This is a genomic window from Plantibacter sp. 2H11-2, assembly GCF_050031945.1.
GTDB lineage: Bacteria > Actinomycetota > Actinomycetes > Actinomycetales > Microbacteriaceae > Plantibacter > Plantibacter auratus.
This window is the reverse complement of the sequence record NZ_JBNBBL010000001.1, coordinates 169,785-191,373: the sequence shown is the minus strand read 5'-3', so window position 1 is coordinate 191,373 and position 21,589 is coordinate 169,785. Positions and strand designations below refer to the sequence as shown.

Below are 21,589 nucleotides of genomic sequence, written 5' to 3'. Positions count from 1 at the left end.
CACCGGATCGATCGAGCAGGTGGGCTCCCCGGCAGCGCCGGTCGCTCCTCCGGTCGAACAGCCGGTCCCTTCGGTCGCCCTGCCGCCGCGGACGCCAGACCAGGTGGTCGCTCCACCCCAGAAGCAGAACAAGGCGGCCCGTCAGCAGGCCTCGAAGCTCGCTCAGCAGGAAGCGGACGCCAAGGCTGCCGCTGCAGCTGAGCAGGAACGTCGCGAGGCCGAGGCCACCAAGCAGGCTGAGCAGCGCAAGGCCGCCGAGCGCAAGGCCGAAGAACAGCAGGCTGAGGAACGCAAGGCGGCTGAACGCAAGGCCGCTGAGCGGGCCGCCGCCGACGAGCGCGCAGCCAAGGCCCGGTCCGCCGAGGCGCCGACGCCTCCCGTGACCCCCGCCGCCACGACACCGGTGGCCACCGGTTCGCTTTTCGACGTCTCCGACCGCGACGACATCTCCGAGGACCCCGCGTCGACCCTGTCGAAGGGGTTCGGGCGTGACTCCATGCTCGTCGCGGCACTCGAAGCCGAGAAGGCTTCGCAGGCCGACAACGAGGTCGCGTTCGAAGACCTCCTCGGAAGCGGCATGACGAGCACGGGGCAGATCACCACGAGCTCGCTCATCATCCCCGTCGCTCCGGCGCAGGCTGAGGCGGGTGCCACATCCAACTCCACGGGCGAGATCCTCATCACCGGAACCATCGATCTGCCCCGCGGACTGGGTTCCGCCGGTCAAGACCCGAACCATTTCGACGGTGCAGGGATCGACCGACTGATCGAGGGCGATGAGCTGCCGGCCTCGGTCACCGCAGCGTCCCCGGTCGCGGCCAGCCGCGCGGTCAGTAGCCACGGTTCCACCCGCGACGTCGTCCCGGCCACCACCAACCAGAGCAACAAGCTGCTGATGACGCTCGCGATCGCCGCCGCGGTGCTCGCCGCCGGCGTGATCGCGGTGCTCATCATCGGTTTCTTCGGCGGAGCGTTCTAGCCCTGCCGACATTCATCCGATCGCGCACCATGCGATCGCCAGAGGAGTACACCACATGACCCTGTCCGACACCACACTGGACGCCGTCCAGCTCGCAGCGACCGCAGCCGAGTCCAAAGGCGGCGAGGATCTCGTCGCGCTCGATGTCTCCGGTCCGTTGCCGTTCGTCGACGCCTTCCTCCTCGTCACCGGTCGGAGTGAGCGCAACGTCGTCGCCATCGCCGGCGAGGTCGAAGACCGCCTGAACGCGAGCGGCGTGAAGACGCTGCGACGCGAAGGCAAGTCCGAGGGGCGGTGGATCCTGCTCGACTTCGGCGAGGTCGTCGTCCACGTCTTCCACGAGGAGGAGCGGATGTACTACTCGCTGGAGCGTCTGTGGAAGGACTGCCCGGTGATTCCGCTGGTCTCGTCCGCACCGCAGCCCGCGAACTGACCATCCCGTCGGTGCCGAGCACCGAAAGTGGTCACAACCGCTCTCAAGATGTAGTAACCTATTCAAGTTGCTTCCGCTGAAACAGCAGGGGGAATCAAGTTGAATACGGGTCTGTGGCGCAGCTGGTAGCGCACCTGCATGGCATGCAGGGGGTCAGGGGTTCGAGTCCCCTCAGATCCACCCGAACACCGAGAAGTCCCCGTCAGCCGAACAGCTGACGGGGACTTCTGCGTTGTTGAGACTCTAGGTTGGGCGAGGCCGTGAGGTCAGTTCACCTCGTCGGGGTGGCTGCCGACGCGCTTGCCCGAGTCGAGGGCGTCGATGGACGCGATCTCGTCGGCGGACAGCTCGAAGCCGAAGACGTCGAAGTTCTGGGCGATGCGCTCGCGCGAGTTCGACTTCGGGAAGACGATGAGCCCGTTCTGCAGGTGCCACCGGATGACGACCTGCGCCGGAGTGACGCCGTGCGCCTCGGCTGCAGCGGAGACGGCCTGCTCGCCGAAGAGGTCGTACTTGCCCTGACCGAGCGGGCCCCAGGACTCGATGTGGATGCCGTGCTCGGCACCGAAGGCGCGCAGCTCGCGCTGGGCGAACGCCGGGTGGAGTTCGATCTGGTTGACCGCAGGGACCGTCTCGGAACCCGCGATCAGCTTCTCGAGGTGCTCGACCTGGTGGTTCGACACGCCGATCGAACGCGCCTTGCCGGCCGCCTTGATCTCCTCGAGGGCGAGCCACGCTTCGAGGTAGTCGTCCTTGGCCGGGGTCGGCCAGTGGGTCAGGTACAGGTCGACGTGGTCGAGCCCGAGCTTGTCGAGGCTCTCGTCGATGGCGGTGTGCGCGGACGCCTTCTGGTGGCGGTCGTTCCAGAGCTTCGTGGTGATGAAGAGTTCGTCGCGGGGGATGCCCGACTTCGCGATGGCGGCGCCGACGCCCTCCTCGTTCTTGTAGATGGCAGCGGTGTCGATGTGGCGGTAGCCGACCTCGAGCGCGTCGGAGACGATGCGCTCAGCCTCCTGCGGGTCGACGAGGAAGACGCCGAAGCCGAGCTGAGGGATGGTGTGGCCGTCGTTCAGGGTGATGGTGGGAACTGTCATGTCCTCATGCTGGCACCGGAACCGTCCGTCCGGAACGGGTCTTCGCCCTGCGCGTAACCGGTCGACACGCATGGGAATACCCGCGGCGACACGGCGCTTGTCTTTCGAGAGGGCAGGCGTCTGCCCGTACGACGGCCGAGGCCTGAGAAGGATGACACCGCTATGACGACTGAAACCGTGCCGAATCCGACCGGTTCCGTCCCGACGACCGGGAAGCCCTCGGACGACCGCCTTCCACCCGGGTCCAAGCTCCTGATCGGGCTGCTCCTCGTGTCGGCCTTCGTCGTCATCCTCAACGAGACGATCATGAGCGTCGCCCTGCCGCGACTCATGGAGGACCTCGACATCACGGCGAGTTCCGCCCAGTGGCTGACCACCGGCTTCATGCTCACCATGGCCGTCGTGATCCCCGCGACCGGGTTCCTCCTGGAGCGGTTCTCCCTCCGGACGATGTTCATCACCGCGATGGTGCTGTTCAGCCTCGGTACGCTCATCGCCGCGCTGTCCCCGGGATTCGGCACCCTCCTGCTCGGTCGCGTCGTCCAGGCCAGCGGTACCGCCATCATGATGCCGCTGCTCATGACGACCGTGCTCAACGTCGTGCCGGTCTCGGCACGCGGCCGGACGATGGGTGCGATCTCGATCGTCATCTCGGTCGCGCCGGCGGTCGGGCCGACCGTCTCCGGCCTCATCCTCAGCGTGCTCGACTGGCGCTGGATGTTCTGGATCGTCCTCCCCATCGCCGTCGCCTCGCTGGTGCTCGGCGCTGTCCTCGTGCGGAACGTGACCGAGCCGCGTCGGGTCCGCTTCGACGTGCTGTCGCTCGTCCTCTCCGCCTTCGCGTTCGGTGGCCTCATCTTCGGTCTCAGCAGTATCGGCGAGTCCGCCGAGGGACACGCGCTCATGCCCGTCTGGATCCCGCTCGCGGTGGGCGTCCTGGCCCTCCTGGGGTTCGTCCTCCGGCAGCGCGGGCTGGCGCGCGACGATCGAGCGTTCATGGACCTGCGCACGTTCGCGAACCGTTCGTTCACCGTCTCGATCATCCTCGTGGCCATCGTGATGATGGCGTTGTTCGGCTCGCTGATCATCCTGCCGATCTACCTGCAGACCGTCCTCCAGGTCGACACCCTGACCACGGGCCTCATGCTGCTGCCGGGCGGCCTGACGATGGCCGCTCTGGCGCCGCTGGTCGGGTCGCTGTTCGACCGGTTCGGTCCGCGTCCGCTGGTGATCCCCGGGGCCTTCGCCGTGAGTGCTGCGCTCTGGCTGCTGACGATGCTCGGCGTCGACAGCGCCATCGTCATGATCATCGCCGTGCACGTGCTGCTGAGCGCCGGTCTCGCGTTCATGTTCACACCGCTCCTCACCTCGGCGCTCGGTTCACTGCGGCCCGAGCTCTACCCGCACGGCAGCGCCATCGTCGGCACGGTCCAGCAACTGGCCGGTGCAGCGGGGACGGCGTTGTTCATCACCATGATGTCGACCACCGCGGCGGCTCGTGCGGCGGTCGGGAGTTCCGCGGTCGACGCGACGGCAGCCGGCGTGCAGGCTGCGTTCATGTGCGGCGCCGTGCTCTCGCTGCTGGCGATCGGTGCGTCGTTCCTCATCCGGCGGACGGACCAGGGTTCGGCGGGCGTGCACGTCGGTCACTGAGACGCACGACCTCGGACGGCGTCAGCGCAGCCAGCGCATCGTGTAGGCGTCGGCGAGGATCGGCATCGCGGGGCCGTTGAGTGCGGTCCGCAGCGCGAGGTCCCGGATCCCGACGAGCGGGCCCGGCAACGGACGCCCCAAGCGCATGTTGAGCTCCGCCTGCCATGAGGCCCGACGGATCGCGCGCTGTTGGCGGGAGACGGCCGCGGCCACGTCGTGCTGTGTCGAGAGATGCCCGGTGGTCATGCGGGCGATCAGTGGCGCGAAGACCCGTGCGTCGGACCAGCCGAGGTTCATGCCCTGGCCGCCGATCGGGCTGATCTCGTGGGCGGCGTCGCCCAGATAGACGACCCGACCGTCGACGACGCGCTTCCGTCGTCGACGAAGCACGCCGAACGCGCTGAGCATGGTGTTCGTCGCCGGATCGACGTCGTCGCCGGTCCGGTCGGCGACGAGGGCCGCGAGGTCGGACGCGGTGGGTTCCGGGCGGGCGGCGTCCTGATCGTCCGAGTACCCGGTGTGCACGACGTATCGTCGCATGCCATGGGGGAGCGGGAAGGACTCCACGACCCCTCGGTGGTGCAGGTGCACCCTGGCGATGGAACCTGCCCCACTCCGATCCGCGACGTCGCCCATGAGGTACCGGTCCCGGTATCGGTGCAGGGGGCCTGGAGCCGGCATCCCGTCGACGGTGGCGCGTCCTCCTGCTGCGACGACCACGACGGCTGCGCGGGTGCTCACCGTTCCATCGGCGTCACTGCCGGACACGAGGACGCCGTCCTCGGCCGGCGTCAACCGCGTACAGCTCGTCCCCGTCCGGAGCGATCCCGGCGCGACGGCCTCGAGTCGAGCACGGAGGATCCGTTCGGTCCGCCATTGCTCGAGCGCGGCGACGTAGGGGTGCGGGACGGGCCGATCACGGAACACGACCGCCCCGAGGCGTCGTCCGGCGTTCCAGGCTTCGCCCTGGTCGATCCGGACCGCGTCGCGGCGGATCTCGTCGAGGACACAGAGATGCTCGAACAGGTCGAGCGACGGCGGGTGGATCCCGATCGCCCGGGTTCCGGAGGGGGAGTCCGACCGTCGCTCCCAGACGGTCACGTCGACGCCGGCCTGAGCGAGGAGGATCGCCGACACGAGGCCGACCGGTCCGCCACCGATGACGAGCACCTCGGTCATCGTGGGCCGTCCGCTGCCGACGAGACGGTCTGCGAGAGCAGAAGTCGCATGGGGAAGCTGCGCTCGACGGTCCAGTCGTCGGGCACGACGCGCTGCAGCTCCTCCTGGCGATAGCTGCGACGGATCGAGCGGAGCCCGTCGACGTGCAGGAAGGAACGCCTTCGTCCTGCACGGGTGGCGAGCCCGTAGACCGCGTACGCGAGTCGGTTGCGCTCGAGGTCGCTGTGCAGGACGAGTCGTCTGGCGATCCGTGAACTGTCGGCGAGCAGGCTCGACAGGCCCGCGGGATCGAGGTGGTGGAGCACGTGGTTGGACAGGACGATGTCGGCCTCCTCGCCAGCGGCGACGAGGTCACTGCTGTGCGCCGGACGGAAGGCGACGGGGCCATCCGGGTACCGGCGACGGGCGAAGGCCACGGACCGCTCGTCGGGATCGATCCCGACCACCTGCACGGGGAGGTGGTCGGCGTGCGCCCAGTCGGCGATGGCCACGGCGACATCGCCACCACCGAAGCCGATGTCGAGGATCGTCGTGGTCCGGGACGGGTGGAGGAGTGGACGGATGCGCGACCGGTACAGACCACGCCAGCCCGAGACGAGCCGGTTCACCGTCGCGAACCTGGCGTAGGTGGCGTCCAGCAGCGCGGGATCGCAGTCGGGATCGTCCATCAGTTCGAGGAGATCCGTCGCACGGCGGCCGAGGTCGGGCAGCATCAGGCTCGGCCGGCCCGGAGCCGGAGCAGCGCGCTCTCGATCGTCAGTCCCGGACCGAAGGCGAGGGCGCACACTCGTTCATCGGCATCGGTCGGCGCGCCGTCGAGCAGGCGCTGGAGGATGAAGAGCACGGTCGCGCTCGACATGTTGCCGTACTCGCGGAGCACCGTGCGCGACGGAGCCAGCAGTTCGTCGTCGAGCCCGAATCCGCGCTGGACCCGGTCGAGGATGCTCCGGCCACCGGGATGGATCGCCCACCGGTCGATCGATGAGACCGGGGCGTCGTCGGCTGCGGCGAGGAGTGGGCGGAGGGCGATCTCGAGGTGCTCGCCGATCAGCTTGGGCACCGCGCCGCTCAGGACCATCTCGAACCCGTGATCGCCGATCGTCCAGGCCATCTCCGTCTCGCCGTCCGGCACGAGCGCGGTGGACCAGCCGTCGAACTCGAGCGCGGGCGCGGAGGATCCGGTGTCCCGACCGGTCACGACGGCGGCCGCAGCACCGTCGGCGAACACCGAGGAACCGAGGATCACGTCGGGGTCGTCGGAGGAACGGAGGTGGATGGAGCAGAGCTCGATGCAGACCACGAGGACGACGGCGTCGGGGTCGGCTGTACAGAACGCCTCTGCGGCGCGAAGGGCGGGGAACGCGGCGAAACACCCCTGGAACCCCAGGTGGTAGCGCTCCGTGCCCGGGTCCAGCCCGAGGTCGCGCACGAGGAGGTATTCCGGGCCGGGCGCGAAGAACCCGGTGCAGGACGCGGTCACGACGTGGGTGACGTCCGCCGCCGACAGGCCGGGGGCGGCGTCCAGTGCCCGCCGTGCGGCCTCGAGGAGCAGCGGGGGAGCGTGCTCGATGTAGGCGTCGTTCCGCACGCCGGTGGGCGGGGAGAGCACCTGCCGCTGCGCCGCGTCGTAGAAGGCGGCCGTGGTCGTCTCGACCTCATGGTCGAAGGCGTCGATGACGGTGTGCCTGGTGTCGATCGCGGACGCGTCGAAGGCGGCGCCGATGAGACGCTGGGCGAGCCGGGTCCGCCCGGGTTGGTCGCGGAACACATCCCTGATCTCGTCTTGATGGAGGATGGTCTGAGGAACGGCCACGCCGATCGCCCTCACGGAGACGGTCATGCTGCAGTGTACCGCCGTGGCCCGGGTGTCACCCTAAGCTGAGGCGGTGTTCTCCATGGTCCGTCGTCTGTTCGCGTCCTCGCATCCCGGGCCGACCGTCGCGGTGACCGTTCTCGCGGTCGTGCTCGGATCGGCCGTCGGCCTGCCACCCCTCCGGACGGCCCTGCTCGGCGTGGTGGTGTTCGTCGGGCAACTCTCGATCGGCTGGTCCAACGACTGGCTCGACGCCAGGCGGGATCGTCGCTCGGGACGACAGGACAAGCCGGTCGCGCGCGGCGACCTCAGCGTCTCGGCAGTCCGGGCGGCGGCGCTGCTGGCCGGTGCGGCGAGCATTCCGCTCTCGGCATCACTCGGCTGGGCGTCGGCGGCCTCGCACCTGCTGTTCCTCGTCTGCGGATGGGCCTACAACCTGGGTCTCAAGGCGACGGCCTGGTCGGTCGTCCCGTTCATCGTGGGGTTCGGCGCACTGCCCGCCGTGGTCACCTTCGCTGCCGTCCCGCCGATCGTGCCGGCCGCGTGGACGCTCGCTGTCGGTGGTCTGTTCGGTGTGGCGATCCACTTCACGAACGCCCTGCCCGATCTCGAGGACGACCTACGGACCGGCGTCCGTGGTCTGCCGCACCGGCTCGGCGCGCGGACCGCCGGTCGGACGGCCTTCGTCGCCCTCGGCGTCTCAGGTGTGGTCGCCGTCCTCGGACAGAGCGGGATCTTCGTCGGCAGGCCGACCGCACCGCCGATCGTCGGGGTGGTGGGCGCCGTCGGTGTCCTCGCGCTCGTCGTATGGGGGCTCGTGCTCGTCGGAACCCGAGCGCCGGACCGTCTGCTGTTCCGGCTCATCATCGGGGCCGCCCTGCTCGTCACCGTGGTGCTGGCGGTGGCCGGGACGAATCTCGGCGCGGCCGAGGTCGGTTGAGACGGGCGTCAGTACCAGTTGGTCGCTTCCGAGTGCGCCCACGCGCTGCAGGGGGAGCCGTACCGGCTGTCGATGTAGTTCAGGCCCCAGTTGATCTGCGTCGCCGCATTGGTGCGCCAGTCGTCGCCGGAGCTGGCCATCTTGCTCCCGGGCAGGGACTGTGGGATGCCGTAGGCGCCGCTGGACTCGTTGTAGGCGTTGACGCGCCAGCTCGACTCCCGGGTCCAGAGCTGCAGCAGGCACTGGAATTCTCCGCTGCCCCAGCCGTAGGCGCCGATCGCGGACTGCGCGTACGCCTTCGCGCCGGCCGGGTCGGCTGCGAGGTCCGGCGGCGGGGCGCTCGTGGATCCCTCGCCACCGGTCGCCTCGTTGCGTCGCTGCTCTTCTGCGGCGATCGCCTCCTGGCTCTGCGCGTAGGCCTGTTCGACCGCCGCGGTGGTGTTCTTGAGGACGGCGAGCTGCTGGTACAACCGGTCGCGGTTGGCCTGCTGCTCGGCGACCGCCGCATCGGCGGCGTCGCTCGCAGACTGCGCCGTCTCGTAGCTGGCGTCCGCCGCCTCCGAGAGTCGCTGACGTTCGGTCTCGGCCGCAGTCGCCTGTTCGGCGAGCGCGGTCGCCGTGTTGCTCGCGGCGGTCGCGGACGCGAGGTCTTGAGCCGAGGTCTCGCTCAGCTTGCTGATCGCGCTGAGCTTGGAGAGGAGGTCGTCGTCGGCCGCGCCGGAGAGGACGAGGGAGAGCGTCGGGTCGACACCGCCGGTGCGGGTCATCTGGGCGATGACCGCTCCGGCCTGACGCTTGCTCGATGTCGCTGCCGAAGCTGCTGCGGTCGCCTGCGCACTGATCGTGTCGGCGACGGCGGCCTGCGCGTCGAACGCCGCCTTGGCCTCACCTGCCGCCGCACCCTGGCGGACGGCTTCATCGCCGAGCCGGGCGGATTCGTCGCGCAGTCCGTCGAGGAGGGACACGATCCGGTCGGCTTCGGCCTGCGCGGTCGATTCGTTCGCCTTGGCCGCCTGGACGTCGTCCCAGCTCGGGTAGTCGGCGGTCCGGAACGAGGTGGGGGTCACGGCGGCCGCCGGGCTTGCGACCGACACCGCGATGACGAGCGCGGCGCCGAGGGCGGCGGCTCGCGAGACGCCCCTCGAGCGGGGCGAGAGGGCTGTCAGCGGCTTGCGCATGCGTCCATCCTGGCGGTCACCCACGCAAGTGTAGCCGCCGATGTCACATTCGTCACTCCTGCCACACCGGGAGCGACGCCCAGCCTGTGTGGAAGATCCGAGCCTAGAGTGGGTCGGTGCAGCTGGGACGACGAGGGTTTCTCGCAATCGGCGCCTCGATGGCGGCGGGTGCCGTCCTCGGCCTGTCCGGGTGCACGGAGCCCGGATCCCCGAAGCCGTCGAGCCGTCCCACCAGCACGACTCCGGCTGTCGCCGACCAGCGTGCGGCCGCTGAACTCGCCGCGATGACCCTCGAGCAGCGAATCGCATCCATGTTGATGCTCCATGCCCCGGGCACCGACCCGGGCACGCTCCGGGCGTTCGTCGAGCGGTATCAGCCGGGCGGGTTCATCATCATGGGCGACAACGTGCCGGGTCTCGCGGGGCTGCCCGCGGTGACGAGCGCCCTCAGCCCCGACCCGACCATGCCGCTGCTCATCGGCATCGACCAGGAGGGCGGCGATGTCCGGCGCATCGACGAGGACGTCTTCGCCGCTGCCGACACCCTGAAGTCGCAACCGGCCGCTGCGAGCGAGGAGGCGTTCCGCCAACGCGCTGTGATGCTCGCCGGTGCCGGCTGCACCGTGAACTTCGGCATCGTCGCGGACGAGACCGCCGATCCGACCTCCTTCATCTACGACCGTGCCCTCGGGACGACGCCGGACGCCTCGGCGGAGCGGGTTGCCGCGGCCGTCCGTGGTGAGCGGGGTGCGGTGCTCAGCACGCTGAAACACTTCCCCGGCCATGGCCAGGCGCCGGGAGACTCGCACTCGACGGTCCCGACGACCGCCATCGGTGCCGCGGACTGGGCTGCGACCGATGCCCTGCCGTTCGTCGCCGGTATCGACGCCGGGGCCGAGGTCGTGATGTTCGGCCATCTGGTCTACTCGGCGGTCGACGCCGTACCGGCGACGCTGTCGGCGGCCTGGCACGAGCGCCTCCGGAACGACCTCGGCTTCACCGGTGTCACGATCACCGACGACATGCTCATGCTGCAGCACACGGGTCTGCCGGAGTACCAGAATCCCTCGGAGAACGCGATCCGCGCCGTGGCCGCCGGCAACACGATGCTGCTCTACGTCCTCGGGGCGGAGCCGTCGTCGACCGGTGTCGATCCGGCCGTGCTCGTCGCCGACATCGCCGCCGCGGTCAGGTCCGGGAGGATTCCGGAGTCGACGGTCGCCGACGCGGCGCACCGACTGCTGCGCGTCCGGCTCGGCCTGCCGTCGCTCCGGCCGATGTCGCGCTGATGTCGGTGAGGAGAATTTCTCGGGGATGCGGGAATAGCTCCCAGGTCCGTGCGTTTGAATAGAACGTGGCGCGAGCGCGCCGCACATCGACGCAAGGAGTACCGCATGACCGACACCCTGACGATTCCCGGCTACAAGGTTGGCACCTGGGAGGTCGACGCCACGCACAGCGAGGTCGGCTTCAGCATCCGCCACATCATGGTCTCGAAGGTCAAGGGCAAGTTCGAGCGCTTCAACGCGACGTTCGTCACGCCGGAGAACCCCCTCGAGACGAAGATCACCGCGTCCGCCGAGGTCGCATCGATCAACACGAACCAGGCCGACCGCGACGGTCACCTCCGCACCGGCGACTTCTTCGACGCCGAGACCTACCCGACGATCGACTTCGTCTCGACCGGCGCCCGCGCCAAGGGCGACGACTTCCTGGTGGACGGCGACCTCACGATCAAGGGCGTGACCAAGCCCGTCACCTTCACCGTCGAGTTCGGCGGCTTCGCGACCGACCCCTACGGCAACTACAAGTTCGGCGCCACGGCGACCACCAAGATCAACCGCGAGGACTTCGGCCTCACCTACAACGCGGCGCTCGAGACCGGCGGCGTGCTGCTCGGCAACGACGTCACGATCACCATCGAACTGCAGGCCGCGCACCAGGCGTAGCCCCAGGACGTCGAAGGGCCGGTGGAGCATCGCTCCACCGGCCCTTCGTGTATCCGGCCGGCTCAGGTCGGCTCGCCGACGATCTCGTCGCGCACGCGACGGAGGTCCTCCATGAGTGATCCGATGAGGATCCAGTGCTGGGGGTGCGGGCGGGCGATCACGAGGGGAGCGGTCAGCGCCGGGATCTCCGCGGTCTCGGTCGGCGGCTCGTCGGACGCGGCACGACCGTTCACCAGCAGCCTGAGATCGTGGGCCGCCCGCGTCAGTTCGACGGCGATGTCCGCCACCGTCGGCTCCTCATGCAGGGTCGGGTCGTCGTGATCGTGCACCGAGCGCGCCATGCCCAGCGTCCTCGTGACGACCGGCTCCAGTCGACGCAGCAGCAGGCGCTGACGGTCGAGCTCGTCACGGTGCCTCGATCGACGAGGGTTGAGCAGCAGGCTGTCATCGCCTTCCTTCACCGCGGCGATCGCCCGGTCTCGCAGGGGCTTCAACGCCCGGGCCTCCTGGAGCAGCGCCACGAGCTCCGCGTCCGTGTTCGCACGCGTGAGTGAGGTGGCGAGATGGTCCAGGGTGTCGGCGCACGCGAGCGCGAGGGTGGTCACCGCCTCCTTCGCGGGAGCGAGGAGGACCGGTGCGACGAGGACGACGTTGACGAGGAGTCCGATGCCCGCGCCGAGCACGGTCTCGACGATCCGCGCGACCGCGTAGTCCGGGGTCGCAGCGCCGATCGACAGCACCAGCATCGCGCTGATCGGGATCTGGTTGGCGGATCCGGGCCCGAGGCGGAGGACCCATCCGAGCAGGATGGAGATGACGATGGCCAGGAGCACGATCCAGGCGGAGTGTCCGAAGACGATCCCGATGGCCGTCGCGAGGATGACGCCCGTGATGACCCCGAGGCTGCGCTCGAGCGCCTTCCCGAACGACTGGTTGACGCTCGGCTGCACCACGAGGATCGCCGCGATGGCGGCGAAGACCGGGAGCTGGCCCGGGATGATCGTGATCGCGACGATCCAGGACGCGACGGCGGCCAGCGCCGTCTTCAGTACCTGGAGCAGGGGCAGCCGCGATCTGATGCGCAGGACGGGGACGACGGACATCGGTGCCGTCAGAGCTTGTCGTGGAGCTGGTCGAGCAGTTCTGCGCCGTTCCCCGCGTAGACCCAGGGGGCGCCCTCGTGCTGGGCACCGACCTTCGAGCGCCCACCGGCGAGGACCGCCTCACCGGGGGAGAGCTGACGGATCGCCACGGCGGCGACGCGGTCGGGGTGGCGTTCCTCGAAGCTCCGGTAGAGGGCTTCGTCGTGCTGTCCGTCGTCGCCGACGAGCAGCCACCGCAGACGCGGGAAGTCCTCGGCGAACCGGTCGAGGTTGTTGCGCTTGTGCTCGCGACCGCTGCGGAAGAAGCGGTCGTGCGTCGGACCCCAGTCGGTGAGGAGGAGGGCGCCGGCGGGGTAGAGGTTGCGCGAGAGGAACCGGGTGAGCGTCGGGGCGACGTTCCAGGCGCCGGTGGAGAGGTAGATGATCGGGGAGCCCGGGTGTTCGCGGGCCGTGCGCTCGAGGAAGACCGCCATGCCGGGCACCGGTGTCCTGGCGTGCTCGTCGAGGACGAAGGTGTTCCAGGCCGCGACGAGTGGGCGGGGGAGCGCCGTCACCATCACGGTGTCGTCGATGTCGGACACGATGCCGAACTCGATGTCGTCGGCGACGATGAAGACCGGCGCTTCGACCGGGTCGCTGCCCTCCGAACTCAGGCGGAGGGTGTGCCAGCCGGGGGTGAGTGACACCTGGACCACCGCGTCGACCACTCCGCCCCGGTCGCCCGTCACCGTGTGACGCTGTCCGTCGACCTCCACCTCGACCGTCGGGTCGGCGATGCTCAGCGCGAAGAAGCTCTTCCAGCCGCGCACCTTCTGCTGCGGTTGGACGGTGGTCTTGCCCGGTTCCGCCAGGACGACCCTGGCCAGGACACGGATCCAGGACGTCGATCCGTAGCCGGTGAAGGGGATGACCGCCGCCTCGCGCCCGTGCCGCCTCGCACGACGCTGGCGGCGCAACTGGACGGCGTCCTCCATCCGTGCGGCGAAGTGCCGGATCTGCTCGGCGGCGTCGGAGGAGGCCGTTGGACGATCGTCGGATGCCTTCACGCGTTCAGTCTGTCATGCCGGTGCGTCCGGCCCGCCGTCTCGCGGCGATGACGGTCGTCTGCTACTGGGGCGTCGAGCCGTCGTCGGGTGGTGTCGCGTCCTCCTGGGCCAGCATGTGTCGCTCCTCGCTCCGCTGGAGGAGTCGCTTCACGACGAGGACCACGACGGCGAAGACGACGATGATGCCGACGAAGACGTAGCCCGCCCAGTGGAGGCGGTCCGACAGCTCGCGATAGCTGCCCGCGGCCAATGCGCCGACGGAGACGTAGGCCGAGGACCAGATGACGCAGGCGGGCAGCGTCCAGGAGATGAAGCGTCGGTAGCTCATCGTGCTCATCCCGACCGTGAGGGGGATGAGTGAGTGCAGGACCGGGAGGAACCGCGAGATGAAGACGGCGATGCCGCCCCGCCGGTCGAGATAGCGCTCAGCACGGGCCCAGTGCCGCTCGCCGATGCGGCGGCCGAGTCTGCTGGTACGGATGCGCGGGCCGAATAAGCGGCCGAGCGCGAACCCGACGGACTCGCCGATGAGCGCTCCGGTGATGACGACGAGGATCATCGAGATCCACTGGACGGGTCCGACGACGGCGGTGCTGGCGACGATGACGACCGTGTCGCCCGGGACGACGAGGCCGACGAGGACCGAGGTCTCGAGCATGATGCCGACGCCGGCGAGGATCGTGCGCGTCACGGGGTCGACGCTCTGCACCAGGTCGAGGAGCCAGCCGAGCACGTCGTTCACGGATCGAAGCCTAGTGCGGCAGGTGTGGGACGGGCTCCGAAACCCCTGTTAGGACACCCTTGGATGTGTGGTCTGACCACAGGCGCGAATTCGGGTACGATTGGTGTCGACGACATGGATCGAAGCCACGGGGATGACCACCCCGATCGGGCCGCACCTGCGCCGCCTTCCCTGGATGCCGCGAAAAATGGAGTGTTCATCGTGAACGACCTACTCGACCCGCTACTGCTGTCCCGCTGGCAGTTCGGCCTCACCACCGTCTACCACTTCATCTTCGTGCCGCTGACCATCGGCATGGCCGTGACGGTCGCCGGGTTCCAGACCGCCTGGGTCCGGACCGGCAAGTTGCACTACCTGCAGCTCACGCGGTTCTTCGGGAAGATCTTCCTCATCAACTTCGCCATGGGCGTCGTGACGGGCATCGTCCAGGAGTTCCAGTTCGGCATGAACTGGTCCACCTACTCCAGGTTCGTCGGCGACGTCTTCGGCGCACCGCTGGCACTCGAGGGCCTGCTCGCGTTCTTCCTCGAGGCGACGTTCATCGGACTCTGGATCTTCGGCTGGGACAAGCTGTCACCGAAGCTCCACCTCGCCACCATCTGGATCGTGGCGCTCGGCACCGTGCTGTCGGCCTACTTCATCATCGCGGCGAACGCCTTCATGCAGAACCCGGTCGCCTTCCGGATCAACGAGGAGCGAGGCCGCGCCGAGCTCACGAACATCTGGGAGCTGCTGACCAACAAGGTCGCCCTGGCCGCCTTCCCTCACACGATCTTCGCGTGCTTCATGGTCTCCGCAGCCGTCATCATCACTGCTGCCGCCTGGCACCTCGCCCGGGGCCAGCACGTCGAGGCGATGCGCCCGGCGCTCAAGGTCGGTGCGTGGAGCATGCTCCTCGCGGGTGGTGCCACCATGCTCGCCGGCGACCAGCTCAGCCTCGCCATGGTCGAGACCCAGCCGATGAAGATGGCGGCTGCGGAGGCGATGTACAACACGGCGAGCGGTGCCGACGCCTCGTTCTCGATCTTCACCCTCGGCACGCCCGATGGCGTCCACGAGCTCTTCTCGATCCGCATCCCGTACCTCCTGTCGTTCCTCTCGACCCACACCTTCGACGGCACGGTGGAGGGCATCAACGACCTGCAGGCGCAGCACACCCAGCTCTATGGTCCGGGCGACTACTCGCCCGTCATCTGGGTCACCTACTGGGCGTTCCGCTGGATGATCGGCCTCGGCCTCGCCTCGATGCTCGTCGCGGCAGCCGGTCTCTGGTTCACCCGCAAGGGCCGCGAGCCGAAGCGCTGGATGTGGCGCGTCGCGGTCTGGGCGGTCCCGATGCCGTTCCTCGCCATGACCATGGGCTGGGTCTTCACCGAGATGGGCCGCCAGCCGTGGATCGTCTTCAGCCTGTTGAAGACGGAGGACGCGGTCTCGCCGAACACCACCGGCCTCGACGTCCTGATCTCGTTGATCGCCTTCACCGTCGTCTACGGATCGCTGCTCGTCGTCGAGTTCGGTCTCCTGAAGAAGACGATCAAGGCCGGGCCCGACCCGATCGAGCTGTCCGAACCCGACGAGGACGGCGTGCAGAAGCCCGCCGCCCCCGCGACCACGGTCTACTAGGAGCACATCATGGACCTCACGATTCTCTGGTTCTGGATCATCGCCGCACTGTTCGTCGGCTACTTCGTCCTGGACGGCTTCGACTTCGGCGTCGGCATGACGATCCCCTTCCTCGGGAAGGACGAGACTGACCGCCGGATGCTCATCAACACCATCGGGCCGGTCTGGGACCTCAACGAGACCTGGCTGATCGTCGCCGGTGCGAGCCTCTTCGCCGCCTTCCCCGAGTGGTACGCGACCCTGTTCAGCGGCTTCTACCTCCCGCTGCTGTTCATCCTCCTTGCGCTCATCATCAGAGGGGTGTCGTTCGAGTACCGGCACCAGCGGCCGGAAGCCTCCTGGAAACGGCGCTTCGACCTCATGATCATCGTGGGCTCGGCCCTGCCGGCCTTCCTCTGGGGCGTCGCCTTCGCGAACATCGTCCAGGGCGTCCCGCTCGATGCCGACCACAACTTCACCGGTACGCTCTTCACCCTGCTCAACCCGTACGGCATCCTCGGCGGTCTCACGACGCTCGTGCTCTTCTTCGCCCACGGAGCCGTGTTCGCCTCGCTGAAGACCGAGGGCGACATCCGCGAGCGCGCTCGCCGCCTCGCGGGCCGCGCCGGGCTCGTCGCCATCCTGCTCGCCGCGTCGTTCCTCGGGTGGACCGTCCTGGCGCACTTCTCGCTCCCGGTGTTGATCCTCGCGGCCATCGCAGCGGTCTCGCTCATCAGCGCCTGGTTCGCGAACAGCCGTGGGCTGGAAGGCCGTGCGTTCGCGCTCATGGCCGTGACCGTCGCCGCGGCCGTGCTCACCCTGTTCACCGCGCTCTTCCCAGCGGTGATGCCGGCGAGCAACGACCCGGCGAACAGCCTGACGATCGCGAACGCCTCCTCGACGGAGTACACCCTCACGGTGATGTCGTGGACCGCCCTGATCTTCCTGCCGCTGATCCTCGCCTACCAGGGATGGACGTACTGGGTGTTCCGCAAGCGCATCACGCGGAAGCACATCGAAGCCGCCGCGCACTAACCTGTCATCGTGCGCCCCCTCGATCCGCGACTGCTCCGCTATGCCCGCGGAGCCCGGTCGATCCTCGGACTCGGCGCGGTCATCGCGCTCGTCCAGACCGCCTGCACGCTCGGGTTCGCCTGGTTCGTGGCCCAGCTCGTGTCCCGGTCGATCGCGGGGGATCCGGTCGAGGAGCTCCTGCCGTCGCTCTGGCTGCTGATCGGCATCGTGGTGCTGCGTGCCGGGACCGTCCTGGCATCCGACTCGGTGAACGCCCGTGGCTCCGCGATCGTCCGCAGTCAGTTGCGGCGGGCCCTCGCGGGCGCGTTCGAGACGCTCGGGCCGGGTTGGGTCTCGCGTCGGAGCTCTGCCGCCCTGACGACCGTGGCTGGCCGCGGGCTCGACGCCCTGGACGCGTACTTCGGTCGCTATGTCCCGCAGCTCATCCTCACGGCGATCGCCATGCCGATCATCGCTGCGGTGATCTTCATCCAGGACCCGCTCAGCGGCATCACGGTGATCGTGACACTCCCGCTGATCCCCGTCTTCATGATCCTCATCGGATTCGCGACCCAGGCGGTGCAGCGGCGCCAGTGGGAGACCCTGGCCCATCTGTCGCGCGGGTTCCTCGAGCTCGTCGCGGGCATGGCGACCCTCAAGCTGTTCGGTCGGCAGCACCGGCAGGTGCAGCGGGTCCGAACCGTCACCGAGGAGTACCGCGTCGAGACCATGAAGGTCCTGCGGTTCTCGTTCGTGAGCGGCTTCGCCCTCGAACTGCTGTCGAGTCTCGCCGTCGCCGTGGTCGCGGTCGGCATCGGCCTCCGGCTCCTCGACGGCTCGCTCCTCCTCGGAACGGGGCTCTTCGTCCTGATCCTGGCCCCGGAGGCCTTCCTGCCACTGCGGAACGTCGGCGCGAACTACCACGCTGCCGCGGAGGGGGTCACCGCCGCCGACGAGGTCTTCGAGATCCTCGATGAGGCGAAGGCCGTCCGCGAATCCCCGTCCGTTCCTGATCAGCTCGGCGCACCGGCGACAGCAGGCGACTCCGTTCGCCGGACGTCTGGCCTGGTGCTCGACGGTCTCGGCGTGCAATACGACGAGCTGCGGGTGTTGGACGACCTCGACGCAACGTTCCCGGCCGGCGTGGTGACGGCTGTCGTCGGCGCCAGCGGAGCCGGGAAGACGAGCATGGCGTCGGCGATCCTCGGATTCGTGGACGCCACCGGATCGATCCTGCACGACGGAGGACGCATGTCGCCCACGCCTGGTGGACGACGCTGGCTGTCGTGGGCGCCGCAGCGTCCGGTCCTCATCGCGGGGACGGTCGGCAGCAACGTCGCGCTGGGCGATGACGCACCCGACGAGGCGCTCATCGTCGAGGCGTTGTCGGCACTCGGGCTGTCCGCGCTGCCGCTCGGGCACCCCATCGGCGCGGTCGGCGACGGCGTGAGCGGTGGGCAGGCGCAACGGATCGCGATCGCGAGGGCCCTCTACCGGTTGCGGCGCACCCCGGCGAATGCCGGAACGCCGGTGCTGCTGCTCGACGAACCGAGTTCGGCGCTCGACGCCGCGTCCGAGGCGCTCGTCATCGACGCTGCGCGCGACGCCGCTCGGGCCGGGGCGGCCGTCATCGTCATCACCCACCGACCGTCGATCGTCGAACACGCGGATGCCGTGCTCGAGATCCGCGTGCGGTCGGAACGCGTCCAGGGCGACGAGGTGATGCTCCATGGATGACCGCGTCCGACAGATCATCCGACTGGCGCAGCCGCCGGCGCGCCGCTTCGTCCCTGGACTCCTGGCCGGCATCCTCTCCGCGGGTGCCGCCGTCGCCCTCCTCGCTTCGAGCGCGTTCCTCATCACGAAGGCAGCCGAGCAGCCCTCGATCGTGGAGCTGGGTGTCGCCGTCGTCGGGGTGCGCGCGTTCGCGCTGGCCCGGGCGTCCTTCCGGTACCTCGAACGCCTGCTGAGCCACGATGCTGCATTCCGTCAATTGGCGCAGCTGCGCGCCGGCATGATCGAACGCGTCATCCCGGTGGCTCCCGACGGACTGCAGCTGACCGGCCGGGGCGACCTCCTCACCCGCCTGGTGACCGATGTGGACGAGCTGCAGAACGTGCCGTTGCGGGTCGTCCAACCACTGGTGGTCTCGGGTGTCGTCGCCGGAGCCTCCGTCATCCTCACGACCGCGCTGCTCCCGGCCGCCGGGATCGCGCTCGCGGTCTGCCTCGTCGCGGCGTTCCTCGTCTCGTGGTTGCTCGTGAGTCGGGTGGCGGCGCGCGCCGAACGCGAACTCGCGCCGCTGCGCGGTGCGCTGTCGGAAGCCCTGCTCGAGCTCGTGACCGGTCTCGACGTGCTGACCGCTTACGGCGCGGTCGACGCCGCGCGGGCACGGATCGAACATGCCGACGCGGCACTCACACGTGCGATGGTGCGGCGGGCCGCGGGCGCCGGGGTTGCCGGCGCCGTCCTCTCCCTGGCTTCCGGGGCGTCCGTCGTCGCGGCGCTCTGGGCAGGCATGCCGGCGTTGGGAACGATCGGCGGCCCCGCGCTCACCGTGATCGTCCTCGTCCCGCTCGCCGTGTTCGAGGTCTGCGCGATGGTGCCCCTGGCTTTCGGGGCCTGGCGGGAAGCGGTCGCGAGCGCCGAGCGCGTGGCGGACGCGGTCCCGAGCGAGCGCCCACGCGAGATCCCGGACGAGGACACCGGCAGCATCCTCACGCCGGTGTTCGACGGCGTCATGCTCGAGGCGGAGCACCTCAGCGCACGGTGGCCCGGGAGTACGGCGGCGGCGCTCGCACCGATCAGCTTCCGGCTGTCGGCCGGCGACCGGCTACTCGTCGAAGGCGACAGCGGAGCCGGGAAGACCACGCTGGCGCACGCCCTCGTCCGCTTCCTCGAGTACCAGGGTGGGTACCGCGTCGGCGGCGTCGAGGCACGAGACCTCCGCCCGGACACGTTGCGCGAGTCGGTCGGGCTCGTCGAGCAGCGTCCGTTCCTCTTCGACGCAGACATCCGCCAGAACCTCCTCTTCGCCAGGGATACGGCCGACGACGCTGAGCTCGAGGCCGTGCTGGAGCGGGTCGGGCTCTCGTCCTGGCTCGCTGAGCGCGGCGGACTCGACCGCCCGGTGGGGGAGCACGGCGCGCTCGTCTCCGGAGGGCAGGCGCAACGCATCGCCCTCGCCCGCGCGCTCCTCCGCGAGTTCCCCGTGCTCGTGCTCGACGAGCCGACCGCCAACGTCGATCCCGAGCGCGCGACCGCCCTGCTCGAGGACCTGCTCGGTGTCGCGGGATCCGAGGGTCGTGCGGTCATCGTGATCTCGCACACGCCGGTTCCCGACGACCTCGTGACCGGTCGCCTCCGGATCGTCGCGCCGCCGATCGCGGCCGTCGGCTGATGCGATCCATCGGAGCACGCCGGCAGGTCGTCCTCCCGGCTTGGTCCGAGCCGGAGGACGTCTACCGACGCGTGTTCGCTGACGAGCCCTGGGCTGCCTGGTTGGATTCGGGCCAGGGCGCCCGGACCGGCGTCAGTCTCATCGGACGCGGGACCGAACGCCTCGCCGCGGACGTCCGGCTCGGCACGGTGGAGCGCGTCACCCCGGTGACCGCCTCGGTCGACCGGTCGACGATGCTCGACGCTCTCCGCACCGTGCGCGCGGACGACGACCCGGGTGATTGGGTCGGGTGGTTCGGCTACGAGTCGGGGGCAGGGCTCGTCGGGGTTCCGGCACACTCGGCGGCCTCCCCGGACGCGCTCTTCCTGCGCCTCGACGACCAGGTGCGGTTCGACCATGCGGCGCGGACGGTGACGATCTCGTCGGACGATCCCGACTGGATCGCGACGGTCGTCGAGCGGCTCAGCACGGCGGCCGAGCCTCCTCCCGTGACCGTGGCGGCCGGCGGGGTCTGCACGCCCCGTCACAGCGATGCCGCGTACCTGCGGCTCGTCGAGCGGTGCCAGGAGCACATCACCCGTGGGGACGCCTACCAGCTGTGCTTGACGAACCACCTGCGCGTCGACGGGGTCCACGACCCGCTCGCGACCTATCTGCGGCTGCGCAGGACGAGCCCGACGCACCACGGCGGCTTCCTCCAGTTCGGTTCGATCAGTCTCGCGAGCGCGTCTCCGGAGCAGTTCCTCGAGGTCTCAGCCGACGGCCGCGTCCGGACGAAGCCGATCAAGGGGACCCGGCCGAGAGGTGCCGATCCCGAGGAGGACGCCCTCCAGCGCGCCGACCTGCTCGCAAGTCCCAAGGAGCGCGCGGAGAACCTCATGATCGTCGATCTGATGCGGAACGACCTCTCCCGGGTCTGCAAGCTGGGTTCGGTGGCGGTCACGGCGCTCCATCACGTCGAGAGCTACCCGCAGGTGCACCAACTCGTCAGCACCGTCGAAGGACGGTTGCGCGCAGGGCTGGATGCCCTCGACGTGGTCGAGGTCGCATTCCCGGCCGGATCGATGACCGGGGCCCCGAAACGCCGGGCGATGGAGCTGCTGTACGACCTCGAAGCGGGACCGCGCGGGGTGTACGCCGGTGCCTTCGGCCTGCTGTCCGCGGACGGATCGATGGACCTCGCCATGGTCATCCGCTCGATCGTGATCGATCCGCAGGGTGCGTCGATCGGCACGGGTGGTGGCATCACGGCGCTGTCCGACGCCCGGGAGGAGCTCGAGGAGACGTGGACCAAGGCGGCGGCCCCGCTGGCGGCACTCGGCGTCGGACGTCCGCCTGCCGAATCCCGGTAGGCTTGACCGTTGGACGGAGCGCCGGCGTGCGCTCCAGCCCGTCCATCCTGCGGCCGAGCGCCGTGCGAGCAACCCACGGGATTCCACCCCCAGCACCTGCAGTGATTGAGAG

The 21,589-nt window shown here is 69.3% G+C and carries 19 protein-coding genes and 1 tRNA gene; 12 read left to right on the top strand and 8 right to left on the bottom strand.

Going from position 1 to position 21,589, the window contains the following annotated elements; genetic code table 11:
• The first annotated feature begins 103 nt into the window (after nucleotides 1-103).
• The 3 genes from ACQG07_RS00835 (at nucleotide 104) to ACQG07_RS00825 (ending at nucleotide 1,592) form a co-directional block, all read left to right on the top strand.
• A complete protein-coding gene (locus ACQG07_RS00835) occupies nucleotides 104-979 on the top strand; it encodes a hypothetical protein (protein WP_426736903.1) in 876 nt (291 codons plus the stop codon).
• A 55-nt stretch (nucleotides 980-1,034) separates the two neighbouring features.
• The gene (gene rsfS, locus ACQG07_RS00830) at nucleotides 1,035-1,412 is read left to right on the top strand and encodes a ribosome silencing factor (RefSeq protein WP_079002329.1); all 378 of its coding nucleotides are present in this window, start codon (nucleotides 1,035-1,037) and stop codon (nucleotides 1,410-1,412) included.
• Between the two features lie 107 nt (nucleotides 1,413-1,519).
• A tRNA-Ala gene (locus tag ACQG07_RS00825) sits at nucleotides 1,520-1,592 on the top strand.
• Nucleotides 1,593-1,678: 86 nt separating this feature from the next.
• Here the strand turns inward: ACQG07_RS00825 and ACQG07_RS00820 are convergent.
• Nucleotides 1,679-2,506, bottom strand: coding sequence for an aldo/keto reductase (locus tag ACQG07_RS00820; protein WP_137241817.1), 828 nt, complete (start codon nucleotides 2,504-2,506; stop codon nucleotides 1,679-1,681).
• Nucleotides 2,507-2,668: 162 nt separating this feature from the next.
• Here ACQG07_RS00820 and ACQG07_RS00815 point away from each other — a divergent pair, with 162 nt between their 5' ends.
• Nucleotides 2,669-4,159 (top strand): DHA2 family efflux MFS transporter permease subunit, encoded by a 1,491-nt coding sequence (locus tag ACQG07_RS00815; RefSeq protein ID WP_274499810.1) that lies wholly within the window; start codon nucleotides 2,669-2,671, stop codon nucleotides 4,157-4,159.
• A 21-nt stretch (nucleotides 4,160-4,180) separates the two neighbouring features.
• Here ACQG07_RS00815 and ACQG07_RS00810 read toward each other — a convergent pair whose 3' ends face one another.
• The 3 genes from ACQG07_RS00810 to ACQG07_RS00800 are packed head-to-tail and all read right to left on the bottom strand — an operon-like array spanning nucleotide 4,181 to nucleotide 7,178.
• On the bottom strand, nucleotides 4,181-5,338 hold the full coding sequence (locus tag ACQG07_RS00810) for an FAD-dependent oxidoreductase (protein ID WP_426736902.1): 1,158 nt from the start codon (nucleotides 5,336-5,338) through the stop codon (nucleotides 4,181-4,183).
• The gene (locus ACQG07_RS00805; RefSeq protein ID WP_124769197.1) at nucleotides 5,335-6,051 is read right to left on the bottom strand and encodes a class I SAM-dependent methyltransferase; all 717 of its coding nucleotides are present in this window, start codon (nucleotides 6,049-6,051) and stop codon (nucleotides 5,335-5,337) included. Before ACQG07_RS00805 ends, ACQG07_RS00810 begins: the two co-directional genes overlap by 4 nt.
• On the bottom strand, nucleotides 6,051-7,178 hold the full coding sequence (locus tag ACQG07_RS00800; protein ID WP_124769198.1) for a type III polyketide synthase: 1,128 nt from the start codon (nucleotides 7,176-7,178) through the stop codon (nucleotides 6,051-6,053). Before ACQG07_RS00800 ends, ACQG07_RS00805 begins: the two co-directional genes overlap by 1 nt.
• Nucleotides 7,179-7,233: 55 nt before the next feature.
• On the opposite strand from ACQG07_RS00800, the gene ACQG07_RS00795 reads away from it, so the two are divergent.
• Entirely contained in the window at nucleotides 7,234-8,091 is an 858-nt protein-coding gene (locus tag ACQG07_RS00795; RefSeq protein ID WP_079706284.1) for a UbiA family prenyltransferase, read from the top strand.
• Nucleotides 8,092-8,099: 8 nt separating this feature from the next.
• Here the strand turns inward: ACQG07_RS00795 and ACQG07_RS00790 are convergent, their stop codons facing one another.
• Nucleotides 8,100-9,269, bottom strand: coding sequence for a hypothetical protein (locus ACQG07_RS00790; protein ID WP_274499813.1), 1,170 nt, complete (start codon nucleotides 9,267-9,269; stop codon nucleotides 8,100-8,102).
• A 116-nt stretch (nucleotides 9,270-9,385) separates the two neighbouring features.
• On the opposite strand from ACQG07_RS00790, the gene ACQG07_RS00785 reads away from it, so the two are divergent.
• Nucleotides 9,386-10,558 (top strand): glycoside hydrolase family 3 N-terminal domain-containing protein, encoded by a 1,173-nt coding sequence (locus ACQG07_RS00785; protein WP_426736899.1) that lies wholly within the window; start codon nucleotides 9,386-9,388, stop codon nucleotides 10,556-10,558.
• 105 nt (nucleotides 10,559-10,663) lie between these two features.
• Nucleotides 10,664-11,218 carry a YceI family protein gene (locus tag ACQG07_RS00780; RefSeq protein ID WP_079705738.1) on the top strand — a complete coding sequence of 185 codons (555 nt, stop codon included), beginning with the start codon at nucleotides 10,664-10,666 and terminating at the stop codon, nucleotides 11,216-11,218.
• Between the two features lie 62 nt (nucleotides 11,219-11,280).
• Here the strand turns inward: ACQG07_RS00780 and ACQG07_RS00775 are convergent, their stop codons facing one another.
• The 3 genes from ACQG07_RS00775 to ACQG07_RS00765 form a co-directional block, all read right to left on the bottom strand.
• A complete protein-coding gene (locus tag ACQG07_RS00775; RefSeq protein ID WP_124769200.1) occupies nucleotides 11,281-12,321 on the bottom strand; it encodes an FUSC family protein in 1,041 nt (346 codons plus the stop codon).
• An 8-nt stretch (nucleotides 12,322-12,329) separates the two neighbouring features.
• A complete protein-coding gene (locus ACQG07_RS00770; protein WP_079706285.1) occupies nucleotides 12,330-13,295 on the bottom strand; it encodes an App1 family protein in 966 nt (321 codons plus the stop codon).
• Between the two features lie 133 nt (nucleotides 13,296-13,428).
• Complete coding sequence (locus ACQG07_RS00765) at nucleotides 13,429-14,109, bottom strand: DedA family protein (RefSeq protein ID WP_124769201.1); 681 nt, start codon at nucleotides 14,107-14,109, stop codon at nucleotides 13,429-13,431.
• Between the two features lie 201 nt (nucleotides 14,110-14,310).
• Between ACQG07_RS00765 and ACQG07_RS00760 the strand changes: the two genes are divergently transcribed.
• Genes ACQG07_RS00760 through pabB form a run of 5 tightly spaced genes read left to right on the top strand, consistent with a single transcriptional unit; the run spans nucleotide 14,311 to nucleotide 21,477 of the window.
• The gene (locus ACQG07_RS00760; RefSeq protein ID WP_426736898.1) at nucleotides 14,311-15,732 is read left to right on the top strand and encodes a cytochrome ubiquinol oxidase subunit I; all 1,422 of its coding nucleotides are present in this window, start codon (nucleotides 14,311-14,313) and stop codon (nucleotides 15,730-15,732) included.
• Nucleotides 15,733-15,741: 9 nt separating this feature from the next.
• Nucleotides 15,742-16,746 carry a cytochrome d ubiquinol oxidase subunit II gene (cydB, locus tag ACQG07_RS00755; protein WP_202939270.1) on the top strand — a complete coding sequence of 335 codons (1,005 nt, stop codon included), beginning with the start codon at nucleotides 15,742-15,744 and terminating at the stop codon, nucleotides 16,744-16,746.
• Nucleotides 16,747-16,755: 9 nt separating this feature from the next.
• On the top strand, nucleotides 16,756-18,462 hold the full coding sequence (cydD, locus tag ACQG07_RS00750) for a thiol reductant ABC exporter subunit CydD (protein ID WP_426736897.1): 1,707 nt from the start codon (nucleotides 16,756-16,758) through the stop codon (nucleotides 18,460-18,462).
• On the top strand, nucleotides 18,455-20,125 hold the full coding sequence (gene cydC / locus ACQG07_RS00745) for a thiol reductant ABC exporter subunit CydC (protein ID WP_274499816.1): 1,671 nt from the start codon (nucleotides 18,455-18,457) through the stop codon (nucleotides 20,123-20,125). Before cydD ends, cydC begins: the two co-directional genes overlap by 8 nt.
• The gene (pabB, locus tag ACQG07_RS00740) at nucleotides 20,125-21,477 is read left to right on the top strand and encodes an aminodeoxychorismate synthase component I (RefSeq protein ID WP_426736896.1); all 1,353 of its coding nucleotides are present in this window, start codon (nucleotides 20,125-20,127) and stop codon (nucleotides 21,475-21,477) included. Before cydC ends, pabB begins: the two co-directional genes overlap by 1 nt.
• The last annotated feature ends 112 nt before the right edge of the window (nucleotides 21,478-21,589 follow it).